The organism is Streptomyces sp. Y2F8-2 (assembly GCF_014905555.1).
In the GTDB taxonomy this organism is placed as follows: domain Bacteria; phylum Actinomycetota; class Actinomycetes; order Streptomycetales; family Streptomycetaceae; genus Streptomyces; species Streptomyces cynarae.
Genome location: NZ_BNGS01000003.1, coordinates 126,513 through 150,633, shown reverse-complemented (window position 1 = coordinate 150,633; position 24,121 = coordinate 126,513). Strand labels below are relative to the sequence as shown.

Annotated in this window: 22 protein-coding genes and 1 riboswitch; of the genes, 13 read left to right on the top strand and 9 right to left on the bottom strand. The window is 71.7% G+C overall.

From position 1 onward, the window contains the following. Positions 1 to 117: 117 nt before the first annotated feature. Both SY2F82_RS10640 and SY2F82_RS10635 read left to right on the top strand, forming a co-directional pair. A complete protein-coding gene (locus SY2F82_RS10640) occupies positions 118 to 2,046 on the top strand; it encodes a 2-oxoacid:acceptor oxidoreductase subunit alpha (RefSeq protein ID WP_200418778.1) in 1,929 nt (642 codons plus the stop codon). Next, positions 2,039 to 3,118, top strand: coding sequence for a 2-oxoacid:ferredoxin oxidoreductase subunit beta (locus SY2F82_RS10635; protein ID WP_200418777.1), 1,080 nt, complete (start codon positions 2,039 to 2,041; stop codon positions 3,116 to 3,118). The genes SY2F82_RS10640 and SY2F82_RS10635 overlap by 8 nt, the downstream gene beginning before the upstream one ends. Before the next feature lie 13 nt (positions 3,119 to 3,131). On the opposite strand, the gene SY2F82_RS10630 is transcribed toward SY2F82_RS10635, so the two are convergent. Continuing rightward, a complete protein-coding gene (locus SY2F82_RS10630) occupies positions 3,132 to 3,542 on the bottom strand; it encodes a helix-turn-helix domain-containing protein (RefSeq protein WP_200418776.1) in 411 nt (136 codons plus the stop codon). 92 nt (positions 3,543 to 3,634) lie between these two features. On the opposite strand from SY2F82_RS10630, the gene SY2F82_RS10625 reads away from it, so the two are divergent. Both SY2F82_RS10625 and rarD read left to right on the top strand, forming a co-directional pair. Next, positions 3,635 to 4,489 (top strand): SDR family oxidoreductase, encoded by an 855-nt coding sequence (locus SY2F82_RS10625; RefSeq protein ID WP_200418775.1) that lies wholly within the window; start codon positions 3,635 to 3,637, stop codon positions 4,487 to 4,489. 137 nt (positions 4,490 to 4,626) lie between these two features. Continuing rightward, complete coding sequence (rarD, locus tag SY2F82_RS10620; protein WP_200418774.1) at positions 4,627 to 5,613, top strand: EamA family transporter RarD; 987 nt, start codon at positions 4,627 to 4,629, stop codon at positions 5,611 to 5,613. Between the two features lie 12 nt (positions 5,614 to 5,625). On the opposite strand, the gene SY2F82_RS10615 is transcribed toward rarD, so the two are convergent. Further along, positions 5,626 to 7,299: a hypothetical protein gene (locus tag SY2F82_RS10615; RefSeq protein ID WP_200418773.1), complete on the bottom strand. Its 1,674-nt coding sequence runs from the start codon at positions 7,297 to 7,299 to the stop codon at positions 5,626 to 5,628. Positions 7,300 to 7,549: 250 nt separating this feature from the next. Here SY2F82_RS10615 and SY2F82_RS10610 point away from each other — a divergent pair, with 250 nt between their 5' ends. Both SY2F82_RS10610 and SY2F82_RS10605 read left to right on the top strand, forming a co-directional pair. Further along, positions 7,550 to 8,089, top strand: coding sequence for a DUF6668 family protein (locus tag SY2F82_RS10610; protein ID WP_200418772.1), 540 nt, complete (start codon positions 7,550 to 7,552; stop codon positions 8,087 to 8,089). Between the two features lie 2 nt (positions 8,090 to 8,091). Next, positions 8,092 to 8,634, top strand: a complete 543-nt coding sequence (locus tag SY2F82_RS10605; RefSeq protein WP_200418771.1) for an NUDIX hydrolase — start codon at positions 8,092 to 8,094, stop codon at positions 8,632 to 8,634. Between the two features lie 57 nt (positions 8,635 to 8,691). Here SY2F82_RS10605 and SY2F82_RS10600 read toward each other — a convergent pair whose 3' ends face one another. The 4 genes from SY2F82_RS10600 to SY2F82_RS10585 form a co-directional block, all read right to left on the bottom strand. Beyond that, on the bottom strand, positions 8,692 to 9,567 hold the full coding sequence (locus SY2F82_RS10600; protein ID WP_200418770.1) for an ABC transporter permease: 876 nt from the start codon (positions 9,565 to 9,567) through the stop codon (positions 8,692 to 8,694). Beyond that, complete coding sequence (locus SY2F82_RS10595) at positions 9,554 to 10,552, bottom strand: ABC transporter ATP-binding protein (RefSeq protein WP_200418769.1); 999 nt, start codon at positions 10,550 to 10,552, stop codon at positions 9,554 to 9,556. Before SY2F82_RS10595 ends, SY2F82_RS10600 begins: the two co-directional genes overlap by 14 nt. Before the next feature lie 39 nt (positions 10,553 to 10,591). After that, positions 10,592 to 11,845 carry an outer membrane lipoprotein carrier protein LolA gene (locus tag SY2F82_RS10590; RefSeq protein ID WP_200418768.1) on the bottom strand — a complete coding sequence of 418 codons (1,254 nt, stop codon included), beginning with the start codon at positions 11,843 to 11,845 and terminating at the stop codon, positions 10,592 to 10,594. A gap of 307 nt (positions 11,846 to 12,152) precedes the next feature. Continuing rightward, a complete protein-coding gene (locus tag SY2F82_RS10585; RefSeq protein ID WP_200418767.1) occupies positions 12,153 to 13,163 on the bottom strand; it encodes a polyprenyl synthetase family protein in 1,011 nt (336 codons plus the stop codon). A gap of 871 nt (positions 13,164 to 14,034) precedes the next feature. Then, a riboswitch (cyclic di-AMP (ydaO/yuaA leader) is annotated at positions 14,035 to 14,233 on the top strand. 4 nt (positions 14,234 to 14,237) lie between these two features. Here SY2F82_RS10585 and SY2F82_RS10580 point away from each other — a divergent pair. Next, a complete protein-coding gene (locus SY2F82_RS10580) occupies positions 14,238 to 14,753 on the top strand; it encodes a transglycosylase SLT domain-containing protein (RefSeq protein ID WP_374707143.1) in 516 nt (171 codons plus the stop codon). Positions 14,754 to 14,801: 48 nt separating this feature from the next. Here the strand turns inward: SY2F82_RS10580 and SY2F82_RS10575 are convergent, their stop codons facing one another. The 3 genes from SY2F82_RS10575 to SY2F82_RS10565 all read right to left on the bottom strand — a co-directional run bounded on the left by SY2F82_RS10575 (position 14,802) and on the right by SY2F82_RS10565 (position 18,427). Then, a complete protein-coding gene (locus tag SY2F82_RS10575; RefSeq protein WP_200418766.1) occupies positions 14,802 to 15,614 on the bottom strand; it encodes an HAD family hydrolase in 813 nt (270 codons plus the stop codon). A 270-nt stretch (positions 15,615 to 15,884) separates the two neighbouring features. Beyond that, positions 15,885 to 17,087 carry an FAD-dependent oxidoreductase gene (locus tag SY2F82_RS10570; protein ID WP_200418765.1) on the bottom strand — a complete coding sequence of 401 codons (1,203 nt, stop codon included), beginning with the start codon at positions 17,085 to 17,087 and terminating at the stop codon, positions 15,885 to 15,887. 95 nt (positions 17,088 to 17,182) lie between these two features. Beyond that, positions 17,183 to 18,427 carry an ATP-grasp domain-containing protein gene (locus tag SY2F82_RS10565; RefSeq protein WP_200419403.1) on the bottom strand — a complete coding sequence of 415 codons (1,245 nt, stop codon included), beginning with the start codon at positions 18,425 to 18,427 and terminating at the stop codon, positions 17,183 to 17,185. A gap of 251 nt (positions 18,428 to 18,678) precedes the next feature. On the opposite strand from SY2F82_RS10565, the gene fahA reads away from it, so the two are divergent. From fahA to SY2F82_RS10535, 6 genes are all read left to right on the top strand, one after another. After that, the gene (gene fahA, locus SY2F82_RS10560; protein ID WP_200418764.1) at positions 18,679 to 19,899 is read left to right on the top strand and encodes a fumarylacetoacetase; all 1,221 of its coding nucleotides are present in this window, start codon (positions 18,679 to 18,681) and stop codon (positions 19,897 to 19,899) included. Positions 19,900 to 20,046: 147 nt separating this feature from the next. Beyond that, the gene (locus SY2F82_RS10555; protein ID WP_200418763.1) at positions 20,047 to 20,838 is read left to right on the top strand and encodes a GntR family transcriptional regulator; all 792 of its coding nucleotides are present in this window, start codon (positions 20,047 to 20,049) and stop codon (positions 20,836 to 20,838) included. Positions 20,839 to 20,888: 50 nt separating this feature from the next. Further along, positions 20,889 to 21,116 carry a ferredoxin family protein gene (locus tag SY2F82_RS10550; RefSeq protein ID WP_200418762.1) on the top strand — a complete coding sequence of 76 codons (228 nt, stop codon included), beginning with the start codon at positions 20,889 to 20,891 and terminating at the stop codon, positions 21,114 to 21,116. 15 nt (positions 21,117 to 21,131) lie between these two features. Continuing rightward, positions 21,132 to 22,475: an ABC transporter substrate-binding protein gene (locus SY2F82_RS10545; RefSeq protein WP_200418761.1), complete on the top strand. Its 1,344-nt coding sequence runs from the start codon at positions 21,132 to 21,134 to the stop codon at positions 22,473 to 22,475. Next, positions 22,472 to 23,347 (top strand): ABC transporter permease, encoded by an 876-nt coding sequence (locus SY2F82_RS10540; protein WP_200418760.1) that lies wholly within the window; start codon positions 22,472 to 22,474, stop codon positions 23,345 to 23,347. Before SY2F82_RS10545 ends, SY2F82_RS10540 begins: the two co-directional genes overlap by 4 nt. Beyond that, positions 23,331 to 24,098 carry an ABC transporter ATP-binding protein gene (locus SY2F82_RS10535; RefSeq protein WP_200418759.1) on the top strand — a complete coding sequence of 256 codons (768 nt, stop codon included), beginning with the start codon at positions 23,331 to 23,333 and terminating at the stop codon, positions 24,096 to 24,098. The genes SY2F82_RS10540 and SY2F82_RS10535 overlap by 17 nt, the downstream gene beginning before the upstream one ends. Positions 24,099 to 24,121: the final 23 nt, after the last annotated feature.

Genomic DNA, 24,121 nt, shown 5'->3' with positions numbered 1-24,121 from the left:
TGGTGTCCATCATGCGAACGGCCGAGGGAAGGCGACCCTTACCGACGTAGGGTTGATCCTGGGAGGGCCGGTGGGACGGCCGCTCCCGGACAGCCGCCTCGAGGGAGGTCCAGTTCAGTGACCAGCCAGGTCAGCAGTCCAGCGGGACAGGCGGACGGAACCGTCGTAGGAGAACAGCGCAAACCGGCGGGCACGAAGGACGTACGCCGGCTGGACCGGGTGATCATCCGGTTCGCGGGGGACTCCGGTGACGGTATGCAGCTCACCGGCGACCGTTTCACCTCGGAGACGGCGTCCTTCGGCAACGACCTGTCCACACTGCCGAACTTCCCCGCCGAGATCCGCGCCCCTGCCGGGACGCTGCCGGGTGTGTCGTCGTTCCAGCTGCACTTCGCCGACCACGACATCCTCACCCCGGGCGACGCCCCGAACGTGCTGGTGGCGATGAACCCGGCGGCCCTGAAGGCCAACGTGGGCGACCTGCCGCGCGGCGCGGAGATCATCGTCAACACCGACGAGTTCACCAAGCGCGCGATGCAGAAGGTCGGCTACGCCGCCTCTCCCCTTGAGGACGGCTCGCTCGACGGCTACAACGTCCACCCCGTGCCGCTGACCACCCTCACCGTCGAGGCGCTGAAGGACTTCGACCTCACCCGCAAGGAGGCAGAGCGCAGCAAGAACATGTTCGCGCTCGGCCTGCTGAGCTGGATGTACCACCGGCCCACCGAGGGCACCGAGACGTTCCTGAGGACGAAGTTCGCGAAGAAGCCGGACATCGCCGCCGCGAACATCGCCGCCTTCCGGGCGGGGTGGAACTTCGGGGAGACGACGGAGGACTTCGCGGTCTCCTACGAGGTGGCCCCGGCCGTCAAGGCGTTCCCGGTGGGCACCTACCGCAACATCTCCGGGAACCTGGCACTGGCGTACGGCCTGATCGCCGCCTCCCGCCAGGCGGACCTGCCGCTGTTCCTGGGCTCGTACCCGATCACTCCGGCCTCGGACATCCTGCACGAGCTGTCCAAGCACAAGAACTTCGGTGTGCGCACCTTCCAGGCCGAGGACGAGATCGCCGGCATCGGCGCGGCCCTCGGTGCCGCCTTCGGCGGGTCGCTGGCCGTGACCACCACCTCCGGGCCGGGCATCGCGCTCAAGAGCGAGACCATCGGCCTCGCGGTCTCGCTGGAGCTGCCGCTGCTGATCGTCGACATCCAGCGCGGCGGCCCGTCCACCGGTCTGCCCACCAAGACCGAGCAGGCGGACCTGCTGCAGGCGATGTACGGCCGCAACGGCGAGGCCCCGGTCCCGGTGGTCGCCCCGCGCACCCCGGCCGACTGCTTCGACGCGGCCCTGGAGGCGGCCCGGATCGCGCTGACCTACCGCACCCCGGTCTTCCTCCTGTCCGACGGCTACCTGGCCAACGGCTCGGAGCCGTGGCGCATCCCCGAGCTGGACGAGCTGCCCGACCTCAGGGTGCAGTTCGCGCAGGGCCCGAACCACACCCTGGACGACGGCACCGAGGTGTTCTGGCCGTACAAGCGCGACCCGCAGACCCTGGCCCGCCCGTGGGCGCTCCCGGGCACGCCCGGTCTGGAGCACCGCATCGGCGGCATCGAGAAGCAGGACGGCACGGGCAACATCTCCTACGACCCCGCCAACCACGACTTCATGGTCCGCACCCGCCAGGCGAAGGTCGACGGGATCGTGGTACCCGATGTGGAGGTGGACGACCCGCACGGCGCGAGCACCCTGGTGCTCGGCTGGGGCTCGACGTACGGGCCGATCACCGCGGCCGTACGTCGGCTGCGTGCGGCCGGGGAGTCGATCGCGCAGGCCCATCTGCGGCACGTCAACCCGTTCCCACGGAATCTGGGCGCGGTGCTGGGACGTTACGACAAGGTGGTGATCCCCGAGATGAACCTCGGCCAGCTCGCCACCCTGATCCGGGCGAAGTACCTGGTCGACGCCCACTCCTACAACCAGGTCAACGGCATGCCGTTCAAGGCGGAGCAGCTCGCCGCGGCGTTCAAGGAGGCCATCGATGGCTGAGACGACCACGGAAGGCACGGGCACGATCGAGGCGCTCTCGCTCGTCCCCAAGGCCGTGGCCAGGCAGTCCATGAAGGACTTCAAGTCCGATCAGGAAGTGCGCTGGTGCCCCGGCTGCGGTGACTACGCGATCCTCGCCGCCGTCCAGGGCTTCATGCCGGAGCTGGGCCTCGCGCGGGAGAACATCGTCTTCGTCTCCGGGATCGGCTGCTCGTCCCGCTTCCCGTACTACATGAACACGTACGGCATGCACTCCATCCACGGCCGGGCGCCCGCGATCGCGACCGGTCTCGCGGCCTCGCGGCGCGATCTGAGCGTGTGGGTGGTCACCGGTGACGGTGACGCACTGTCCATCGGCGGCAACCACCTGATCCACGCGCTGCGCCGGAACGTGAACCTGAAGATCCTGCTGTTCAACAACCGGATCTACGGCCTGACCAAGGGCCAGTACTCCCCCACCTCCGAGGTCGGCAAGATCACCAAGTCGACCCCGATGGGCTCCCTCGACGCGCCGTTCAACCCGGTCTCGCTGGCGCTGGGCGCGGAGGCGTCCTTCGTGGCCCGCACGATCGACTCCGACCGCAAGCACCTCACCGAGGTGCTGCGCCAGGCCGCCGCCCACCCGGGCACGGCGCTGATCGAGATCTACCAGAACTGCAACATCTTCAACGACGGCGCCTTCGACGCGCTCAAGGACAAGCAGAGCGCCGAGGAGGCCCTGATCCGGCTGGAGCACGGGCAGCCGATCCGGTTCGGATCGAACGGCGCGCGCGGTGTCGTACGGGATCGGCAGACCGGCGACCTGAAGGTCGTCACCGTCACCCCGGAGAACGAGGCGGACATCCTGGTCCACGACGCGCGCGCCGCCTCCTCCACCACGGCCTTCGCGCTCTCCCGCCTCGCCGACCCGGACACCCTGCACCACACCCCGATCGGCGTGTTCCGGTCCGTGGAGCGGCCCGTCTACGACACGGCGATGGCCGACCAGCTCGATGCCGCCATCGAGCAGAACGGCAAGGGCGACCTGGCCGCCCTGCTCGCCGGCGGCGACACCTGGACCGTCGTCGGCTGAGCGGTACCGCCGTTCACGAGGCCCGGGCGGACAGCGCCCGGGCCTCGTCGTATGCCTGGCGGGCCCTCTGCACGTCCGCCATGCGGTCATGGGTCCACAGCGCCAGCGCCCGCACCTGCTCGGCGGCCTCGCGGCCCAGGTCGGTGAGGGAGTAGTCGACACGCGGCGGGATCACAGGCTTGGCGTCCCGGTGCACCAGGCCGTCGCGTTCCAGCGTCTGCAGGGTCTGGGTGAGCATCTTCTCGCTGACGCGGGCGGTCCGCCCGATCGCCCGGCGCAACTCGCTGAAGCGGTAGGGGCGGTCGAGGAGCTCGATCAGGACGAGCACGCCCCAGCGGCTGGTGACGTGTTCCAGGACGAGGCGGTAGGGGCACATCGCCTCGGCGGCGTCACGTCTGCCGACGACCTCATCACTTACTGCCATGCCAGTACCTTACTTCAAAGTGGGTACTTTCGCTTAGTTAGCGCACCTCCTAGGGTGAGTGTCAGAAAGCACCCCACAAGGAGATCCAAGTCATGAGCATCGTCGTCACGGGAGCCACCGGACACCTCGGCCGTCATGTGGTGGAGCAGCTGCTGGAGAAGGTTCCGGCCGAGCAGATCACCGCGGTCGTCCGCACCCCGGAGAAGGCCGCCGACTTCGCGGAGCGCGGCGTGCGGATCGCGGTCGCCGACTACAACGCCCCGGAGACCTTCGACGGCGTGTTCTCGGCCGGCGACAAGGTGCTGCTGATCTCCGGCAACGAGTTCGACAAGGGCCGCGTCCAGCAGCACCAGGTGGTCCTCGACGCCGCCAGGACCGCCGGAGTCGCCCTCTTCGCCTACACCGGCGCGCCCAGCAGTCTGAAGGCCGCCCTCGCCGACGACCACCGTGCCACCGAGCAGGCGATCCTGGCCTCGGGCGTGCCGTATGTGCTGCTGCGCAACGGCTGGTACCACGAGAACTACACCGAGAACCTCGCCCCCGTGCTCGAGCACGGCGCCGTCGTCCAGGCCGCCGGCGAGGGCCGCGTCTCCTCCGCCTCGCGCGCCGACTACGCGGCCGCCGCGGTCGCCGTGCTGACCGGCGAGGGCCACGAGAACAAGGCGTACGAGCTGGGCGGCGACGAGGCGTGGGGCTTCGCCGACTACGCCGCCGAGCTGAGCAAGCAGACCGGCAAGGAGATCACGTACAACGCCGTCTCCGTCGAGGCCTACGAGGGGATCCTGAAGGGCGCCGGGCTGCCCGGGCCGCTCGCCGCGGTCTTCGCCGGCGTGGACGCGTCCATCGAGAAGGGCGAGCTGGAGGTCACCACCGGCGACCTCTCCCGCCTGGCCGGCCGTCCGACCACCCCGCTCGCCGAGGCGATCACCGCCGCGCTCAAGGGCTGAACTCCCCCTTCGGGCCCTTGAGCTTCCCGACCCCCGGCCTGTCATGACCGTATGCCGATACGGGCATGACAGGCGGGGGTCCTGGCGCTACCTTCGTGGAGGCTGCACCGGGCAGCCGAGAGCGTGAGGGAGGGCCCGTGGCCGGGGAGTCGAAGGGTGAGCGACGGACAGGTCTGCTGAACGGCTTCGCCGCGTACGGGATGTGGGGACTCGTCCCGCTGTTCTGGCCCCTGCTCAAGCCCGCCGGGGCGATGGAGATCCTCGCCCACCGGATGGCGTGGTCCCTCGTCCTGGTCGCCCTCGTCCTGCTGGTGATGCGCCGCTGGGCCTGGGCGGGCGAACTGCTCCGGCAGCCTCGCCGGCTCGCGCTGATCACGGTCGCCGCGGCCGTCATCACCGTCAACTGGGGCGTCTACATCTGGGCCGTGAACAGCGGCCACGTGGTGGAGGCCTCGCTCGGCTACTTCATCAACCCGCTCGTCACCATCGCCATGGGCGTACTGCTCCTGAAGGAACGGCTGCGGCCGGTGCAGTGGGCGGCGGTCGGAGTCGGCTTCGCCGCCGTGCTCGTCCTCACCATCGGCTACGGCCGTCCACCGTGGATCTCCCTGTGCCTGGCGTTCTCCTTCGCCACCTACGGGCTGGTGAAGAAGAAGGTCAGCCTCGGCGGCATCGAGTCGCTGGCCGCGGAGACCGCCGTGCAGTTCGTGCCGGCGCTGGCGTATCTGCTGTGGCTCTCGGGACACGGAGAGTCCACGTTCACGTCCCATGGGGCGGGGCACGCGGCGCTGCTCGCGGCCACCGGGGTGGTCACCGCCCTGCCGCTCGTCTGCTTCGGCGCCGCGGCGATACGGGTCCCTCTGTCGACTCTGGGGCTGTTGCAGTACCTGGCGCCCGTCTTCCAGTTCCTCCTGGGCATCCTCTACTTCCACGAGGCGATGCCGCCCGAGCGCTGGGCGGGCTTCGCGCTGGTCTGGCTGGCGCTGTCGCTGCTGACGGCGGACGCGTTGCGCACCGCGCGGCGGGCCGCGCGGACGCTCGGCGGGGCGATCCCGGGTGCGCGCGCCGCCACCGCGACGGTGAGCGGGGCCGCGGACGCGGACCCGGTGGACGCCACGCCGTAGCCGCCGTAACGCCTACTGGGCGGCAGGCCGCTCGCCGGACGCCTTGCGGGCGCGCTCGGCCAAGCGGCCCATGCGGCTGCGGGCCTTCTCGAGCTGGTCGAGGTCGTCGGCGGCGGGGCCGTCCTGGGCCGCGAGTTCGCTCCATACGGCGATGAGGTCGCGGCCGAGGTCCAGCCCCTGGACCGGTTCGCGTACGGCGCGCCAGGCGGCGGCCGCGCTCTGCACGTTGCCGTAGGCCCCGCGCGGGTCGCCGAGGCGGTGCCGGATGCGGGCCAGGTCCAGCGACAGGTGGAAGGAGCGCAGGGGGTCCGTCGCCAGGTAGGCGATATAGGCGGTGAGTTCGCGCAGGTGCAGGACGTCGGGGTGCTCGTCGCCGAGGGTCGCGGCCGACTCGGTGACGGCCTGCTCGGCCAGTCCGGACGCCTCCTCCAGACGGCCCTGTTTCACGGCCGCGCTGATCCGGGCCGTGGCCTCGGCGACAGGCCCGTCCGCGCCGCCGGCCGGCGCATCCCCGAGCACGGCTTCCGCCACGGAGTCGAACTCCCGCACGGGCGGCTCCTTGACCTCGTCGTCCAGGTCGGCGGGGACGGGGGCGGTCTCGGGGACCGGGGCGGGGTCGGGGACGGGTTCCCGGTCGGGGGCGGAGTGGGCGTCGGGGGCTGGGGCGGGTTCCGCTTCCGTGATGGGAGGCGCGGCGACTTCGGGGGTCCGCGCGGAGGAGAGGGCGGGCTCGGGCCGGGTGGTGGGCTCGGGGACCGCGGGAGCGGCGGGGGCGACGGACGGCGCGGCCGGCATGACCGGCGGTGGGCCGAACGTTCCCGTCGGCGGCGAGACGGTGCCGGGGACCGGCGGTGCGGGCGACGGCGGGGTGCCGCCGTGGTTCGGGGCACCCGGCAGGGCCTGGGCAGGCCCGGACGTCGCGGTGATGAAGGCGACCTGCTCGGGCACGGCCTGCAAAGCGAACGGGGCGACGGTACGGCCGGGGGGCGCGGAGGCGGCTGCGGCGGGCTGCTTGCCCTGGGTGGGAGAAGGAGCGGACTCCGCGGCAGCCGCGCGCGGTGCGAGCGCGGCTGCGGGAGCGGGCTCGGCGGGCTCCCGCAGGGCACGCAGTACGCGAGTGTCGGACTCGATCTCGGCCGGTGGCGTGCTCGGCGGGGGCGCCGGGGACTCCGACGGCGCGTACGGGTCCTGCACGACCCCCCGAAGGGCCGTCGGGGCCGTGCTGCCCGGGGTCGGCTGCCGGGCGTCCACCGCGCGCAGGTCGTGCGTGGCCCTGTCGCGCGGCCCGGCCTCCCCGGGCGCCACCTGAGCCGTACCACCGTGCTCCGCGGCCACGGGCGCCGCTCCCCTGCGTACCGGCTCCCCCGCGAACTCGCTGGACCCGTCGACGTGCACCCGGATCGGTACGACGTAGCCGATCCGTTCGTCGTGCACCGAGGCGAGAACCGGGTGGCCCGTGGCGCGGGCCAGGCGGTGGAGGTGGTCCAGGACGGCCTGCTGGACCGGCTCCCCGGGTCCCGCGGCCACCGGCGTCCCGCCCACCGTCGCCCCCGGGCCCGGTGCCCCGTCGCGGGCCTCCACCGGCACCCGGACCTCGATCGGCGGCACCCCGGACCCCGCACCCCCGTCGGATGCGGCCCCCGCGAAGGAGCGGCCCCGCTTCTGTCCGCGGCTGAGTCGAGACATCGTTCCCTCACTCGGGTCGGTCGGGGAAAGGCGCCGATGTCCTCCGCCTCCATTCGGCGTCGGCTCCCCTCGTCTGCGTCCCCGGCCCTGGGTGCGGGGACGTACGGCACACCCCCTTGAGTCTCCCGCCTCCGTGCTCGTCCCCGCGTCACCGCCGCGTCACAGCCTCGTCCCAGGAACCGGAGCCCGGTTACCGAACCCGCGCACCGCAGGTGAAGATCGAGGGGCGAGGAGCGACCGAGGAGAGGCGATGCAGGCGATCGCGCGGCAGGGGCCCGGTGGGCCGGAGATCTGGGTCCGCGGGCCGGTGGTCGACGGCGCACGGCCGCCGTCCTACGGCAGCGCGAGCCCACGCCGGTTCGCCTGGGTGGCCACTCACGGCGGCGCCGGCACCTCGACGCTCGCCACCGTCTTCGGCGGCTTCGACGCGGGCCGCGGCTGGCCCCGTCCCGAGCACGGCGAACCCTCCTCGGTGCTGCTGGTCGCCCGCACCCACGCGACCGGCCTGGGGTCCGCCCTGCAGTGCCTCGACGTCTTCCGGCGCGGCGCGGCCCCGCCCGGCCTCGCCCTGGACGCCGTCGTGCTGGTCGCGGACGCGCCGGGCCGGCTGCCGCGCCCGCTCGCCCAGCGTGTCAAGGCGATCGAGTCGATGATCGGCGTCCATCGCGTGCCCTGGGTACCGGCCTGGCGCACCGGCGACCTGGGCGGCCGGCCACCCCGCGAGTGCGACCGACTGGCCCGTCTGGTCGGCCCGTTCACGCCCTCGGGCGGCGGATCGGGGGTGCGCTGAGCATGCGCTGGACCGTGCACGGCGAGCGGGCGCTGTACGAGACGCCCTGGGTGCGGCTGCGGGCGCTCGACGTCGCACAGCCCGACGGAACACGCTGTGAGTACCACGTGGTCCGGCTGCGGGACGTCGCCGTCGCCGCGGCCGTCGACCGCGAACAGCGCGTGCTCATGATGTGGCGGCACCGCTTCGTCACCGACACATGGGCCTGGGAGCTGCCCATGGGCCTCGTCGAGGACGGCGAGGAGCCCGCCGCGGCGGCAGGGCGCGAACTCGAGGAGGAGACCGGATGGCGCCCGGGCTCGCTGCGACCGCTGATGTGCGCCCAGCCCGCGGCCGGGGTCACCGACTCCCGGCACTTCGTGTTCCGCACGGACGACGCCACGCGCGTGGGCGAGCCGACCGAGCGCAACGAGTCCGACCGCCTGGAGTGGATCCCGCTGCCGGAGGTACGGGCGATGATCGAACGCGGTGAGATCGTCAGCAGCGCCACGCTGGTGGGCGTGATGGCCCTGCTGCTCGACCTCGGGCCCCGCCCGGGCGGCTGACCCGGGGTGGCGGGGACGGTGGACCGTGATGGCGCGGCCGGCCCCTGCGGCCCGCGCCTACGCCGTGATGTCCTTCGCCGTGAACCGCGCCCATGCCGCCGAGCCGAAGACCGCCGCGTACAGGGCCTGCAGGCCCAGGTTGCGTATCAGGTCGTGCCAGTAGACCGGGTCGCGCATCAGGTCCGCGAAGGACAGCCAGTAGTGCGAGAAGAAGTACGGCTGGAGCGCGTGCAACTGCGGTATCTGGTCCATGATCTGGACCGTGATGAGCAGCCCCACCGTCGTCGCCATCGCCGCGATGCCGCTGCCCGTGAGCGTGGAGATGAACAGTCCGAGGGCCGCGACGCCGATCAGGGACGCGGCGACGACCAGGGCGATCAGCAGGGCCCTGCCGAGGCCCTCGGCGAAGCTGATGCGCGTACCGGAGATCGTCGTCAGGTCGCCCAGCGGGAAGAGCAGGGCGCCCACCGCGAGCGCCGAGACGGCGACGACCAGGGTGGCGATCAGGCAGAAGGCGATCGTCGTGGCGTACTTGGTGAGCAGCAGGCGGGTACGGCCCGCAGGGGCGACCAGCAGGTAGCGCAGGGTGCCGGAGTTCGCCTCGCCCGCGATCGCGTCGCCCGCGATGACGCCGATCGCCATCGGCAGGAAGAACGGGAGTGTCGCGGCGAGCGCGGTGAACACCAGGAACAGGCCGTTGTTGGTGATCTGCGCGATGAACGCCGGGCCGCCGCCCCCGCCCCGACCGCCGGACCCGTCGCTCGTCTCCATCTTCACGGCGATCCCGACCAGGATCGGCACGGCGGCGAGCACGGCCAGCAGGGCGAGCGTGCGCCAGCGCCGGAACGTGGTCACCAGTTCGCTGCGCAGCAGTCCGAAGGTCCACAGCGGGCTCGTCCGGCGCGGCCCGCCGGCTGCCTCAGCCTGCGACATCGAACCCCTCCCCGGTCAGCGCCACGAACGCGTCCTCCAGGGAGGCACGTTCGACGCCGAAGCCGCGTACGCGGACTCCCGCCGTGACCAACGCGGCGTTCACATCGGAAAGTTCCCGGTCTTCAGGCTCGGCCGTCACCCGGTTCTCCTCCACCACCACATCGGCCACGCCCTGTTCCTTCAGGACACGTGCCGCCTCGGTGACGTCCGGGGTGGTCACGACGAGGCGTCCGCGCGCCCCGGCCACCAGGTCTCCCACCGCGCCCTGCGCGATCAGCCGGCCCTGCGCCATCACCGCCGCGTGCGTGCAGACCTGCTCGATCTCGTCCAGCAGGTGGGAGGAGAGGAAGACGGTCGTGCCGTCGGAGGCAAGTTCTCTGACCAGGGCGCGGATCTCCCGCATGCCCTGCGGGTCGAGGCCGTTGGTCGGCTCGTCCAGGACGAGGAGCCTGCGGGGCTGGAGCAGGGCGGCCGCGAGACCGAGGCGCTGCTTCATCCCCAGGGAGTACGCCTTCGCCTTCTTGCCCGCGGCCGCCGTGAGGCCGACCCGGTCGAGGGCGGCCGCGACACGGGTCCGCCGGGTGCACGGGTCGGCGGTGGGGTCGGCGGCGTCGTAGCGCAGGAGGTTGTCACGGCCGGAGAGGAAGCCGTAGAGCGCCGGGCCCTCGATGAGGGCGCCGACGTGCGGGAGCACGGCGCGCGTGGCCCGGGGCATGGGCTGCCCCAGCACGCGTGCCGAGCCCGAGGTGGGCTCGATCAGCCCCATCAGCATGCGGATGGTGGTGGTCTTGCCGGAGCCGTTCGGCCCGAGGAAGCCGAAGACGCTGCCCGCCGGGACGGTCAGATCGAGCCCGTCCACGGCGAGCTGCCCGCCGCGGTAGCGCTTGGTGAGGGCGCGGGTGGCGATGACCGGGGCCTCCGGGTCACTCGCCGCCCGCGCCGGTGAGTCGTTCGACTCCGCTTCCGCGGCGGGCAGTTCCTCCATGGGTTCTGCTGCTCCCCTTCGTCCGTACGCCGTACGGGGTCACTTCCCCGCGTCGGCCGCCTTCACCAGTGCGTCCTTGGTGACCGCGCCCGCGTACACCTTGCCGTCGTCCGTGATCAGGGCGTTGACCAGGCGGGTGGAGAAGACCGTGCCCGAGCCGAACTTGCCGGTGACGTGCTCGCCGAGCGAGTTCAGGAAGCCGGAGGCCGCGCCGTCACCGGACGGCGATCCGGACGGCACCCCGCCCTTGCTGCCGGTGTCGAACACGTAGATCGCGTTCCAGCCCTCGCCGAGGGTCTTCGACGCGCTGCCGCCCCAGGGCGTTCCGCCGGTGTCCTTGTGCTGCGCCTCGTGCCCGGCCTTCTCGCGCCCGGCCTCCTCGTGCCCGGCCTTCAGGTCGTCGCCCTGGGTGACCTTCGTGCCCTTGGGCGGGGTGAAGTCGAACGTCGACGCGGCCGGCTTGGCGAACGAGACCTGGGTGAAGCCCACGTCCAGCACCGCCGCGCCGCCCTTCGCCGGGGTCAGCGTGAACTTCAGCGGCAGCCCGGTCTTCGCGTCCACCGCGATGCTGATCGCGCCGACCGTCGTACCCGACTGCTTCGGCCGGACGAGCAGCTTGTAGGCGTCCCGGCCCGCGACCTGGGCCGTGCCGTCGACCGTCACGGAGGTGGTCTTGTCGGCCGCCTTCAGTGCCTGGTCGGCGAAGTCCCTGGGCGTGGCGGGCACGTCCTTCGGCGCGGCCTCGCCGCTCTTGTGTTCGCCCGCGCCGGTCGCGTGGTACGCCTGGTTGGACGCGCTGTCGTACGCCCACACCTGGTCGCCGTTGCGGATGACGCTGTACTCGGCGGCCTTCTCGATGAGTGAGAGCTTCTGCTTGTCCTGGCCGTCGGCGGCGACCCGCACGGTGTGGGTGCCGGAGGCCAGCTCCAGCAGCTTGGAGCTCGGGTCGGCGGCCGAGTCGCCCTTGCCCTGCCCGCCCTGGGAGAGCGCGCCGGAGGCCAGGCTGTCCTCGAGGCCGCCCAGGTTGGGCAGGCCCAGGTCCGTGCTGATCGTCACCGTGCCGGACATCTGCTGGACGTCCGACGTGGCGATCTTCTCGATGAGCTGCTGCGCGCTGATCTTCGGCAGGTCGGGGTCCCCGGAACCGGCGAACGCCGGGACGAGCCCGATGGTCGCCGCCGCCACGCCCACGACCGTGACCGGGACGACGTACCGTGCGGCCCTGCGCCGCCCGTCGCGTACGTCCTCGACCTCCCCGGCGGGTGTGCTGTCGTCGGATTCGTACGGTGCCATGTGTGCCTTACCTCCGTCGTCGGCGGCGGCTGTCCGTGCACTCTCCCCGAGCTCTCGACTTCGCTCGAGCAGGGAGGTGCGCCCACCCCCTACGCCGCCATTTTCACCCGGACTCCTGTGAGGTGGTCCTCTCCATATGACCAAATCACCGGGAGGGAAGCGTCAGCCCGCGGGGCCAACTCCGCGTACGCCTGGGGTATGACATGACGGGCGGGACACGGCGTCCCACCCGTAGGGGTCGTGCGGGCGCGCCGGAAGACGTGTGACCTGGCACACGTGAGGCGCGGGGCTCCGGGCGCCTGGCGCGTCACCCCGCCCGGTGCACCACCGCGTCGCACATGTCCGTCAGGGCCGCCTTCGCGCCGCAGTCCGGCAGCGGGGCCAGGGCCGAGCGGGCGTCCTCCGCGTAGCGGACGGCGTCGCGCCGGGCCTGCTCGAGGGCCGGGTGGACCCGGAGGCGGGCGAGGGCGTCGGCATGGCGGGCGTCGTCCGTGAGGTCCGAGTCCAGCAGCTCGCACAGGGCGACGTCCTCCGGCAGCCCGTGCCGCTGGGCGCGCTCGCGCAGGCGCAGGACCGGAAGCGTCGCGATGCCCTCGCGCAGGTCCGTCCCCGGCGTCTTGCCGGACTCGTGGGAGTCGGAGGCGATGTCCAGGACGTCGTCGGCCAGCTGGAACGCCACGCCGAGACGCTCGCCGTACTGCGTCAGCACGTCCACGACCGTCTCGTCGGCGCCCGACATCATCGCGCCGAAGCGGCACGCCACGGCCACGAGGGAGCCCGTCTTGCCGGAGAGGACGTCGAGGTAGTGCTCCACCGGGTCACGGCCGTCCCGCGGGCCCGCCGTCTCCAGGATCTGGCCGGTGACGAGCCGCTCGAACGCCTCCGCCTGGATACGGACCGCCTCCGGGCCGAGGTCGGCCAGGATGTGGGACGCGCGGGCGAACAGGAAGTCGCCGGTGAGGACCGCCACCGAGTTGCCCCAGCGGCTGTTCGCGCTGGCCACTCCGCGCCGCACATCGGCCTCGTCCATCACGTCGTCGTGGTACAGCGTGGCCAGGTGGGTGAGCTCCACGACCACGGCCGAGGGGACGACCCCCGGCGCGTACGGGTCACCGAACTGTGCCGCGAGCATGACGAGCAGCGGCCGGAACCGCTTCCCGCCCGCGCGCACGAGATGCTGCGCGGCCTCGGTGATGAAGGGCACCTCGCTCTTCGTGGCGTCGAGCAGCCCTTCCTCGACAGCGGCCAATCCGGCCTGGACATCGGCTTCCAGAGCCTGGTCCCGCACGCTCAGCCCGAACGGCCCGACGACGGTCACGTGAGGTCTCCTGTCTGCTGACGTCTGCTGACGATCACACGGTCGGTATCGAGGTCGGTCACTTGATCGATGGCGTCGCCTGGACGACTCGGCTCACCGAGTTTGTCGATCTGTCGCCGCCATCACTCAAGTCAGCGTATCCGGTCGGGTTTCGATCACCACGAGTGCCCGCTGTTCCAGGCCGGGCGGTATCGGATCGCGAGAGGCATGTTCTTGATCAGGTGATACGAGCGGGTTTGGAGCGACACAGCGGAAAGCCGCCCCTCCCGGCGGCCGGCGACGCGCACCGGTCCCCGGAAACGCCCCCTCGTGTCCCGCCTCCGGAGCAGCGCGGCACCCTCAAGGCCTCCCGCAGGGCCACGCGGCCCCCGGCCGCCCCGTCCGGCGCCATCACCCGGCCGGGCGCACACTCGGCCTCAACGGGGACGCGCGGAACCTCGAGGCACGCGCGCGTACAGATCCATGGGGCGCGACGAGATGACATGACCAGATGGCATGACGAGTGACGTCGGTCACACCCTCCGGTCCGGGGTGACGATCCCCGTGGACCCGAGCCTTGTCCGAATTGCCACATTCCGCCCCGATACAGACCGCCACTTGAAGGCCCCCGCCGAACCTTTTGTCCGAATTGCCGCCCCAAGGCCCTGGATTGGGTATGCCGGACAAGGAGAGCGCGAGTGAATTAGCTCACGCCACCGACGGGCGGGGCGGAGCATGCGGAATCTCAACTTCCCCTTTGCTTATGCCAAGTTGAACTCTGTTCAACAAAATGGATCACATCCCCTATTCCCGCATTTCATGGTCATTTGCCTCGGAGTGTGACTTCCAGGCTTGTTCCCGACATGTGCTCTCGCATACCTTCCCAATCGATCCGAGCGGAACGCCGAATCCTGCCGCCGCCCGCGATCCATTGACCACCACGGCAGGAGCGGGGGACCCAGGTAAGTCGCCGGACCGGACACAGCGCCGGAACGGCTTGGGGTGAAGCCGATTCCTCGACACCGAGGACACGGCCGGGCACCTCCCAGCCCGAACCCGACAGCTCACCTCGCAGGCGCCGGAGAGGACTACGACATGCCCGCTTTCGCCCTGCCCGCACGCCGTCGGGACCGCCGCTCCAAGGCCGCGCGCCTCACCCGTGCCCTCGCTGTCGCGGGGACGGGTGCCGCCGTTCTGGCCCTTCCGGTCCTGGGCGCGACCAGCGCTTCCGCCGCGACCCCCGCCTCCGCGACGACCACGACCGCCGCCGCCAAGACGGTGACGACGCGCGCCGGACACCTCGACAGCTGGATCCGTCAGTCGCTGGTCGTCATGCGGCAGCACAGGATCCCCGGCTCCTACTACGGCATCTACCGCAACGTGATGCGTGAGTCGTCGGGCAACCCGTCCGCCATCAACCTCTGGGACTCCAACGCCCGGATGGGCATCCCGTCCAAGGGCCTCCTCCAGGTCATCGACCCGACCTTCCGCGCGTACCACGTGCCGGGCACGTCCTGGAACATCTATGACCCGGTGGCGAACATCACGGCCGCCTGCAACTACGCCGCCCACCGGTACGGCTCCATCGACAACGTCCACAGCGCTTACTGACGCTGCGCGCCGCGCGTACCGGGCTGAGGCGGAGGCCGAGGCCGAGGTCTAGCGCCCCCCGAAGAGTCGTTCGAGGACGACGGCGATGCCGTCGTCCTCGTTCGATTTCGTGATCTCGTCGGCGACCGCCTTGAGTTCGGGGTGGGCGTTCGCCATGGCGACGCCGTGCGCGGCCCAGTCGAACATCGGGATGTCGTTCGGCATGTCGCCGAACGCGATGGTCCGGGACGGCCCCAGGCCCAGAAACTCGGCGGCGAGCGCGAGCCCCGTCGCCTTGGTGATGCCGCATGGCTGGAGTTCGACCGTGCCGGGCCCGGACATGGTGACCGTCGCCAGCGAACCGACCGCGCTGCGCGCCGCCGTCGCCAACTCGTCGTCGGTCAGGGCGGGATGGCGCAGCAGCACCTTGCTGATGGGCGCGCACCACAGGTCGTCGCGCCGTTGGACCCGCACCGCGGGCAGCGTGGGGTGCGGCATCCGGTAGCCGGGTTCGATGAGAGTGAGCCCGTCCACGCCGTCCTGGTCCACGGCCGCGTACACCTGCCCCACCTCGGCCTCGATCTTGCCGAGCGCCGTCTCGGCCAGCTCCCGGTCCAGGGTGACGGAAAACAGCAGACGGTCCGCGCCGACGTCGTACACCTGCGCGCCCTGTCCGCACACCGCGAGCCCCCTGCCGCCCAGGTCGTCGAGCAGCGGCCGCACCCTGGGGGCCGGACGCCCCGTCACCACGAGGTGCTGCGCGCCGGCCGCGGCGGCCCGCGCCAGCGCGTCCCTCGACCGGTCGGAGAGCGTGTCGTCACCGCGCAGCAGCGTCCCGTCCAGGTCAGTGGCGATGAGTGAATATGCGAGGGGTGCGGCCATGATCAGAGAATACGGATGGAACACCCCCGCGACTCACCGCGAACCAGTCGACGTACGGCCACCCGTCGTGAACCGGCCGACCCACGGCCGACCTACGACTGACCCACGGCCGACCTCCGGTCCCTTGCCGAGAACCGGCCGGCCTCCGGGCGCCCCTCGAGACCGGCCGCCCTCCGGTCCTCACTGCTGAGAACCGCTCGGCATCCGTCCCGACAACCGTGGCCCTTCCGAGGGGGAAGGGCCACGCGGTGGTCCGGTGGCCGGCCGGGGTCAGCCGTGGGCCGTCGCCAGGTGCTTCGCCAGGCGCGGCGACGCGAACTCCGTGCCGCAGACGAACCTCATCACCGGTCCGTAGGAGGCCGCCGCCGGCAGGCCCGTGAAGTACAGGCCCGGGACCGAGGACACATAGCCCGCGCCGAGCTTCGGGGTGCCTCGGCTCACCGCCAGGCGGGTGCGCAGCTCATGGCCCAGGAAGTCCATCGCGGAGATGTCCACGCGGTAGCCGGTCGCGGCGACGACGTGGTCCGCGGTCATCTCCTCCGTGCGGCCCGTGTGGGTCCGGACCGTCAGGGTCGGGCCGCCGTCCGCCACGGACGCGCTGAGGATGCCGACGACCTCGCGCACCTGCACGTTCTCCTGGAAGCGGTCGCGCAGCCACCACGCGCCGAGCGGGCCGAGGACGCGGCGCACCAGGTAGTGGCGGGTCTGGGCGGGCAGGAAGCGGTACGGGTGGGGGTAGTAGCTCAGCGCCCACAGGGACCAGGCACGGCCGAAGGGCGACTCGGGGCGCAGCTTCGGCTGGTCCCACGGGGGCGCGCCGAAGGCGACCCTGCCCTGCCCGCGCGCCACCACGCGCACCCGTGCGCCCGCCTCGGCCGCCAGCGCCGCCGTCTCCAGCGCGGACTGGCCGGCGCCGACGACCAGCAGCTCCTTGCCGGAGAACCTGCTGAGGTCGTGGTGCTGGGAGCTGTGCGAGACCGGACCGGTGGGCGTGGGGCCGTCGGCTGCCGCGGCGGCCAGCTCCGGCGGGAGGTGCGCGAGGCCCGACAGGCCGGTCGCCACCACGACCGCCCGAGCGGTGAACAACTCGCCCGAGTCCAGCTTGAGATCGAAGCCACCGCCCTTGCGGCGGTCCACGGAGACCACCCGGACCCGCTCCAGTTCGGGCACCAGCTTCTGCTGGAACCACTCCCCGTACGCGATGAACGTCTCGACCGGAATGATGTCCTCGTCCGTCACCAGCCGGGGGATGCCCGCCGCGTCGCAGTAGTCGGCCAGGGTGTGGCCGCGCTGGGGCGCGTCGATGTTCGAGGCGACCGGGGTGGACTTCAGGAGCATGCCCGCGGGCATGTTGTCGCGCCAGCTGACCATGGGTTCGCCGAAGACGCGGACCGGGATACCGCGCCCGCGCAGATGGGCGGCGGTGGACAGGCCGAACGGCCCGGCGCCGATGACTGCTACCGGTTGGATCACGAAGTCCCTCCCCAGGACGCTGCGTGCCTACTTCGTGGTGGAGCGCGTACGCCGGTGGCGTACCGGCCGTACGCCTCGACGTACCGGCCGTACGCCTACGACGTACGGGTCGTGCTGCCGCGGCGGTTGGTCCGCCACAGCTGATACAGGTGCTTCGCGCCCGGCCGCACGAAGCGCGCGAGCATCGTGACGAACGGCAGCGGGTCGTCCCCCGCGAACCAGGCCAGTTCCGTGCCGCTCGCACGGGCCGGTGCGTGCGGTGTCGTGTAGCCGCTGCGGCGGTAGGCCAGCAGGGCGGGCAGGTCGATGTTCTCCACGATGTACCGGTGGCCGGCGCGCTGCTCCCCCTCCGGTACGGTGCGGCCGGTCAGGTCCAGGTGCATGGCGCGGACGACGTCCACACCCGACTCGTTCTCGAAGAGCCGGAACTGGGCGCCCATGCGGGGGTTGAAGTCGAGCAGTTTGTACTGTCCGTCGCGCCGGTCGAAGCGCAGGTCGAGGTCGACGATGCCGGTGAAGCCGATCTGTTTGATGAAACGTGCGGCGAGATCGGCGAGTTCGGGGTTGTCCACGACGTACGCGTTCGCCGTCATGCCCGCGTGGGGCGGCCAGGAGCGCACCTTGACGCCGGTGAACAGGGCGAGCGGGGTGGAGTCCTGGTCGAAGTAGGCGTGCACGATCCAGTCCTCGGCCTGCTCCCGCGGCAGGTACTCCTGGAGGATCACGCCCGGGTGCTCGCCCCAGTCGCGGGCGAGCCTGAGCAGCCCCTCACGGGTGGCGATCTTCGTCGTGCCGCCCACCGCGGGCCGTTCGCGGCGCACGAACGCCTCGCGGTTCTTCGCCACGAGTGGGAAGCGGGCCTTGTCCGCGAAGCGCAGGATGTCGTCGTACGACTGCGGGAAGGCGGCCTGCGGGCTCGGGATGCCGTGTTCCACGCACAGTTCGTGCAGGCCCTGCTTGCTGGCGAGGCGGCGCGGGAGCCCCGCATCCACCTTCGGGAAGAGGAAGGCTCCGGTCAGGGCGTCCTGGTGCTCGGCGATCAGGACCGCTGCCTCCTCGTCGGTCGGGACGAGGATTGTCGGCCGACCGATACGGCGCCCGATGCGCAGCAGGCCCTCCACGAGCCGCTCCGGTTTCTCGGTCCCGGTGGTCGGCCACACGAAGGCGCGCCGCAGATAGCGGGAGGCCGCAGCCGGTGTGTAGCGGTCCTCCGTGATCGCATACATCGGTATGCCGAGCCGGCCGAGGCTGCGGATCGCCCCGACCCCGCCGTGGTGCAGCGGATAGCCGCCCAACTTGACGATGAGCCCCGGCACGTCGCGGTCCGCGTCGAACGGCACACCGGTGCTCCTGGCCACGGGTCCCCCCACGTGTCCCCCCTACGGACCGGACCCACCCCGTCCGTGTCCCCCAAAGGACGCTAAGCCGGAATTACCCCCTCCGACAAGACCAATACGGACATTGCAAACTCTTTAGACACTGCCCAAGACAGATGACTCACCCGTAACGTGTGCGGCGACCACATGGAACGCAGTGGAACGCACCCCCATGCACGGCACATCCGAAGTGCACGAAAGCGAGGCAGCATCCCATGCCCCCCTTCGACGTCCCCGAGGGCGACCCCTTCGGCCCGCACAACCTCCCCTACGGCGTCTTCTCCCCTGCCGGCTCCGACGAGCGGCGCGTCGGCGTGCGCCTGGGCGACCACGTGCTCGACGCGGGCGCGGCGGCCACGGCGCTCGGCTCCCCGTACGCCTCCCTGCTGGCGCGTCCGTCCCTGAACCCGCTGCTGGCCGCGGGCCGCACCACCTGGTCGGATGTGCGACGGGCGCTGACGGCGTGGGTGACGGTGCCCGCGCACCGGGAGACCGTGGAGCCGCTGCTGCACCCGCTCTCCGAGGTGACGCTGCACCTGCCCTTCGAGGTCGCGGACTACGTCGACTTCTACGCCTCCGAGAACCACGCCCGTAACGTCGGGCAGATCTTCCGCCCGGACGCGGCGGACTCCCTGACCCCCAACTGGAAGCACCTGCCGATCGGTTATCACGGCCGGTCGGGCACGGTGGTCGTGTCGGGCACGGATGTCGTGCGGCCGTCGGGGCAGCGCAAGGCTCCCACGGACCCGGCGCCGGTCTTCGGGCCGTCCGTCCGTCTGGACATCGAGGCGGAGGTGGGCTTCGTGGTGGGCGTGCCGTCGCGGCTGGGGCGACCGGTGCCGCTCACGGCCTTCCGCGACCATGTGTTCGGGCTCTGCCTGCTCAACGACTGGTCGGCGCGGGACATCCAGGCCTGGGAGTACGTGCCGCTCGGGCCGTTCCTCGGCAAGTCGTTCGCCACGTCGGTCTCGGCGTGGATCACCCCGCTGGACGCGCTGGAGGAGGCCCGGGTGGCCCCGCCCGAGCGCACGCATCCGCTGCTGCCGTACCTGGACGACTCGCAGGAGGAACCGGGGGGCTACGACCTGCGCATCTCCGCGGCGATCAACGGTCATGTGGTCTCCGAGCCGCCGTTCTCCACCATGTACTGGACGGCGGCCCAGCAACTGGCGCACATGACGGTGAACGGCGCGTCCCTGCGCACGGGCGACCTCTACGGCTCCGGCACGGTGAGCGGTCCGACAGAGCACGAACGCGGCTCGCTGCTGGAACTGACGTGGAACGGTCGGGACCCTCTCGAACTTCCGGACGGGAAACGGACGTTCCTGGAGGACGGGGACGTCGTGACACTGACCGCGTGGGCGCCGGGTCCGGGTGGGACGCGGGTGGGTCTCGGGGAGGTGACGGGGCGGGTGGTGCCGACCACGGTGTCGTAGCCACCGCCGCGCCCGCTCACCCGGCAGTGGCAGATCTTGCCCCACCGCCCAACGGAACCCCAGGTCAGCGGCATACGTGACGCCCCGGCACATGGCGCAACAATTCGGCAACACAGCTTTCCCTACCGCCTCGGTATGGTTCCGGACATGCCACCCACCGACCGCATCCGAGACCACGCCGGTCAAGGCGCCGCGACCACCGTCGCCGCCCACCGCACGCGTCGTCGGCTGCGTGCGGACCAGGCCAGGCAGCTTGCCGATCTCCTCCGCCACCAGATCCTCACCGGCGGCTTCCCGGACGGCACGCTCCCGCACGAAACCACCCTCGGCACCGACTACGGCGCCTCCCGCAACACCGTCCGCCAGGCCCTCGACCTCCTCCGCGCCGAGGGCCTGGTGGACCGGCTGCCGGGAGTCGGCACGATCGTCGCCGCCCGCAAGTACCCCCATGGACTGGACCGGCTGATGGGCCTGGCGGAAACCCTGCACGAACACGGCCGCGTCACCAACGAGGTCCGCACCCTGGGCCCCGCACCCGCGCCCGCCCCCGTGGCGGAGCGCCTGCACGTCCAACCCGGCGCCGACGTCCTCTACATCGAACGCCTGCGCAGACTGAACGGCCTCCCCCTCTCCCTGGACCTCACCTACATCCCCCTCGACATCGGCACCGCCCTCCTCGACGCCGACCTGGAGAACACCGACGTCTTCCGCCTTCTGGAAGCCATCACCGGCCAGCGCCTCGGCCACGCCGAGATCACCCTGGAAGCGGTGAACGCGGACGCGCACTCCTCCGCCGTGCTCCAGGCCCCCCGCGGCGCCGCCGTACTGATGCTGGAACGCCTCACCCACCTCGCCGACGGCCGGCCCGTCGACCTGGAGTTCATCCGCTTCCGCGGCGACCGCATCACCATGAGCGGTCTGCTGCACCGGTCTCTGTAACCCCTGTTCGCCCCCTTCCGCCCTGTCCGGGCACCTTCCTGGAGACAGCCATGCCCTTGGCGCCCCAGCGGGCCGACGTGCCCGTGACCATCGACGAGTCGAAGTGCATCGACGGCTGCACCCTGTGCGTGGACATGTGCCCGCTGGACTCCCTCGCCATCGACGAGGGCACCGGCAAGGCGTACATGCACGTCGACGAGTGCTGGTACTGCGGACCGTGCGCGGCCCGCTGTCCCACCGGAGCGGTCACGGTCAACATGCCCTACCTGCTCCGCTGAGAGGCCCGAACCCCCATGAAACGCACGGCAGTCCCCCTCGCCACGGTCGCCCTCCTCCTCCCGCTCGCCGCCTGCGGCACGAGCGCGCAGGCGGGCACCGGCTCCACGATCACCGTCACCGTCGGCTACCAGTCCAAGACCATCAACACCGTCACCGCGGGCACCCTCCTGCGCTCCCTGGGCTACTTCGAGCAGCAGCTGGGCGCCCTGCACGACGGCCACACCTACAAGGTCGTCTGGCAGGACTACGCGACCGGAGCCCCCATCACCGCCCAGATGACCGCAGGGAAGATCGACATCGGCTCGATGGGCGACTTCCCGCTCCTCATCAACGCCGCCCGCGGAAAGCAGCTCGGCCGCCCCACCCACCTGGTCTCCGTCACCGGCTACAACCTGCGCGGCGGCCTCAACACCATCGTCACCGCACCTGATTCGAAGCTCTCCTCCCTGCAGGACCTGAAGGGCAGGAAGGTCTCCACGAGCGTCGGCTCCGCCGCGGACGGCACCCTCGTACGCGCCCTGCAGCGCGCCGGCATCGACCCGGACAAGGGCATCGAGAAGCTCAACCAGCAGCCCGCGGTGGGCGCCTCGGCGCTCGACGCCGGCAGTGCGGACGCGCTGAGCCAGTTCGTGGCCTGGCCGGGCCTGCTCGCCTACCAGGGCAAGGCGAAGGCGCTGTACGACGGTGCGCAGCTCGACCTTCCGACGTTCCACGGCGTCACCGCGCGCGAGGACTTCGCGAAGCAGCGTCCGGCCGTCCTGGAAGCCTTCCTCAAGGCGCAGGCGCAGGCGACCGACTACCTGAACGCCCATCCCGTGGCCGCGGCCGAGAAGGTCGCGAAGGCCACCGGCCTGCCCGCCGAGGTCGTCTACCTCTACAACGGCGCCCACGGCATCTCCACCTTCGACCCGGCCGTCAGGCCACAGCTGGTGTCCGCGCTGAAGCAGGACGTGTCGATCCTGAAGTCCGAGAAGCTGACGGGTGACATCGACGTGGACTCCTTCGTCGACGACCAGTACGCGAAGAAGGCACTCGGCTCGGCGTACACGAAGGATCTCGCCGCGACGCCTCCGCCGGCCGCGAGCGAGGTGTGGCCCAAGGACGCGGAGACCACGCGGACCTTCAAGTCCCCCGAGGAGCTGCTGAAGTACGTGGCGCAGCACCGCTCGGACATCCGTGCCGCGTACGTGCCCGACGCCACCACCGGCACCCTGTGGTTCGCCGACAGGGCGGTGTGGGTGGTGGACGGCAGCCGACTGCTCCCCTTCGTCGCGCCGGCCACCGCGCAGGCGTACGTGGCGGCGCACCCGGGGGCGCGCACGATCTCGTACGCCGACGCCCTGGGGCGGGCCTCATGAGCCGGTACCGCCGCTATGCGCTGAGGGTGGCGTCCCTGGCCGCCGCCCTCGGTCTGTGGCAGCTGCTGACCAGCCTGCACGTCAACGTGTGGCTGCGCTTCTCGCAGTTCCCCACGGTCACCGACGTGGCCCGCGCCTTCGCCGGCCGGCTCTCCGGCGGCGACTACTGGACGGACCTGGCCGACAGCCTGACCCGCATCCTCACAGGCTTCCTGCTGGCGGCGGTCCTCGGGGTGGCCACGGGCGTGCTCGTGGCCCGCTCCCGCGTCGCCGAGGACCTGCTGGGCCCGCTGCTGGAGGTGGTGCGCCCGATCCCGGCGATCGCGCTGGTTCCCGTCGCGATCCTGCTCTTCCCCAGCAACGAACAAGGCATCGTCTTCATCACCTGCACGGCCGCCTTCTTCCCCGTGCTGGTCTCGACCCGGCACGCGGTCCGCGCGCTGACCCCCGTGTGGGAGGAGGCGGTGCGGACCATGGGCGGCGGCCGGTGGCGGATCCTCGGCTCTGTCGTCCTGCCGGGCGCGCTGCCCGGCATCTTCGGCGGCCTGTCCGTCGGCATCGGCGTGTCGTGGATCTGTGTGATCTCCGCCGAGATGATCTCCGGCCAGTACGGCGTCGGCTACCGCACCTGGCAGGACTACACGGTCGTCGACTACCCGGACGTCTTCGTCGGCATGGTGACGATCGGCTTGCTCGGCTGGGTGACGTCCACGGCGGTGGAGCTGCTCGGGCGCCGTCTGACCCGCTGGCTCCCGCGGACCTCCTACGCCACCGCGGACCGCGTTCCCCGGGAGCGCTCGGCCGTCTCCGCGCCCATGCCGAGCAGTACCGAGACAACCGTTGCGGAGGTCCCCGATGACCAGCTCGTCTGACGTCGTGTCGCCGTCCCGTACCGGTGCCGGCCTCACCCTGCGGGCAGCCACGCTCGGCCGCCCCGGCGCACCGGCCCTCGAGGGCGTCGACCTGGACATCGCCCCCGGCGAGATCCTCACCGTCGTCGGCCCCTCGGGCTGCGGCAAGTCGACCCTGCTGCGGACGCTGGCCGGGCTGCTGCCGACGCTCGCCGGGACGGTGGAGCAGGACGGCCGTCCCCTCAACGGGCCCGCCGCGGACCGGGCACTGGTGTTCCAGGAGGACGCCCTGCTGCCCTGGCGCACCCTGCGCGCGAACGTCGAACTTCCCCTCGCCGTCAAGGGCGTTCCGCGCACCGAGCGCCGCACCCAGGCCGACGCCTGGCTGGACCGGGTGGGACTTGCCGACCGCGCACGGCACCTGCCGCACCGCGTGTCCGGCGGCCAGCGCCAGCGCGCACAGCTGGCGCGCGCCCTCGCCGCCGGCCCGAGCACCGTCCTCATGGACGAGCCCTTCGGCGCACTCGACGCACAGACCCGCGCCGGCATGCAGGACCTGCTGGTGGAGGTGCTGCGCGGCACGGGCGCCACCGTCGTCTTCGTCACCCACGACGTGGACGAGGCCCTGTACCTCGGCGACCGGCTGGCGCTGCTCGGCACGGGCCGGCTCCTCGCCGTACGGGACGTGCCGCGTCCGCGCGACCGTGCGGCGCACGCCGACCCGGCGCGGCTCGCCCTGCGCCGTGACGTCCTCTCCTCACTCGGTTCCTGAGCACGCGAAAGGCAGCCCTGGTG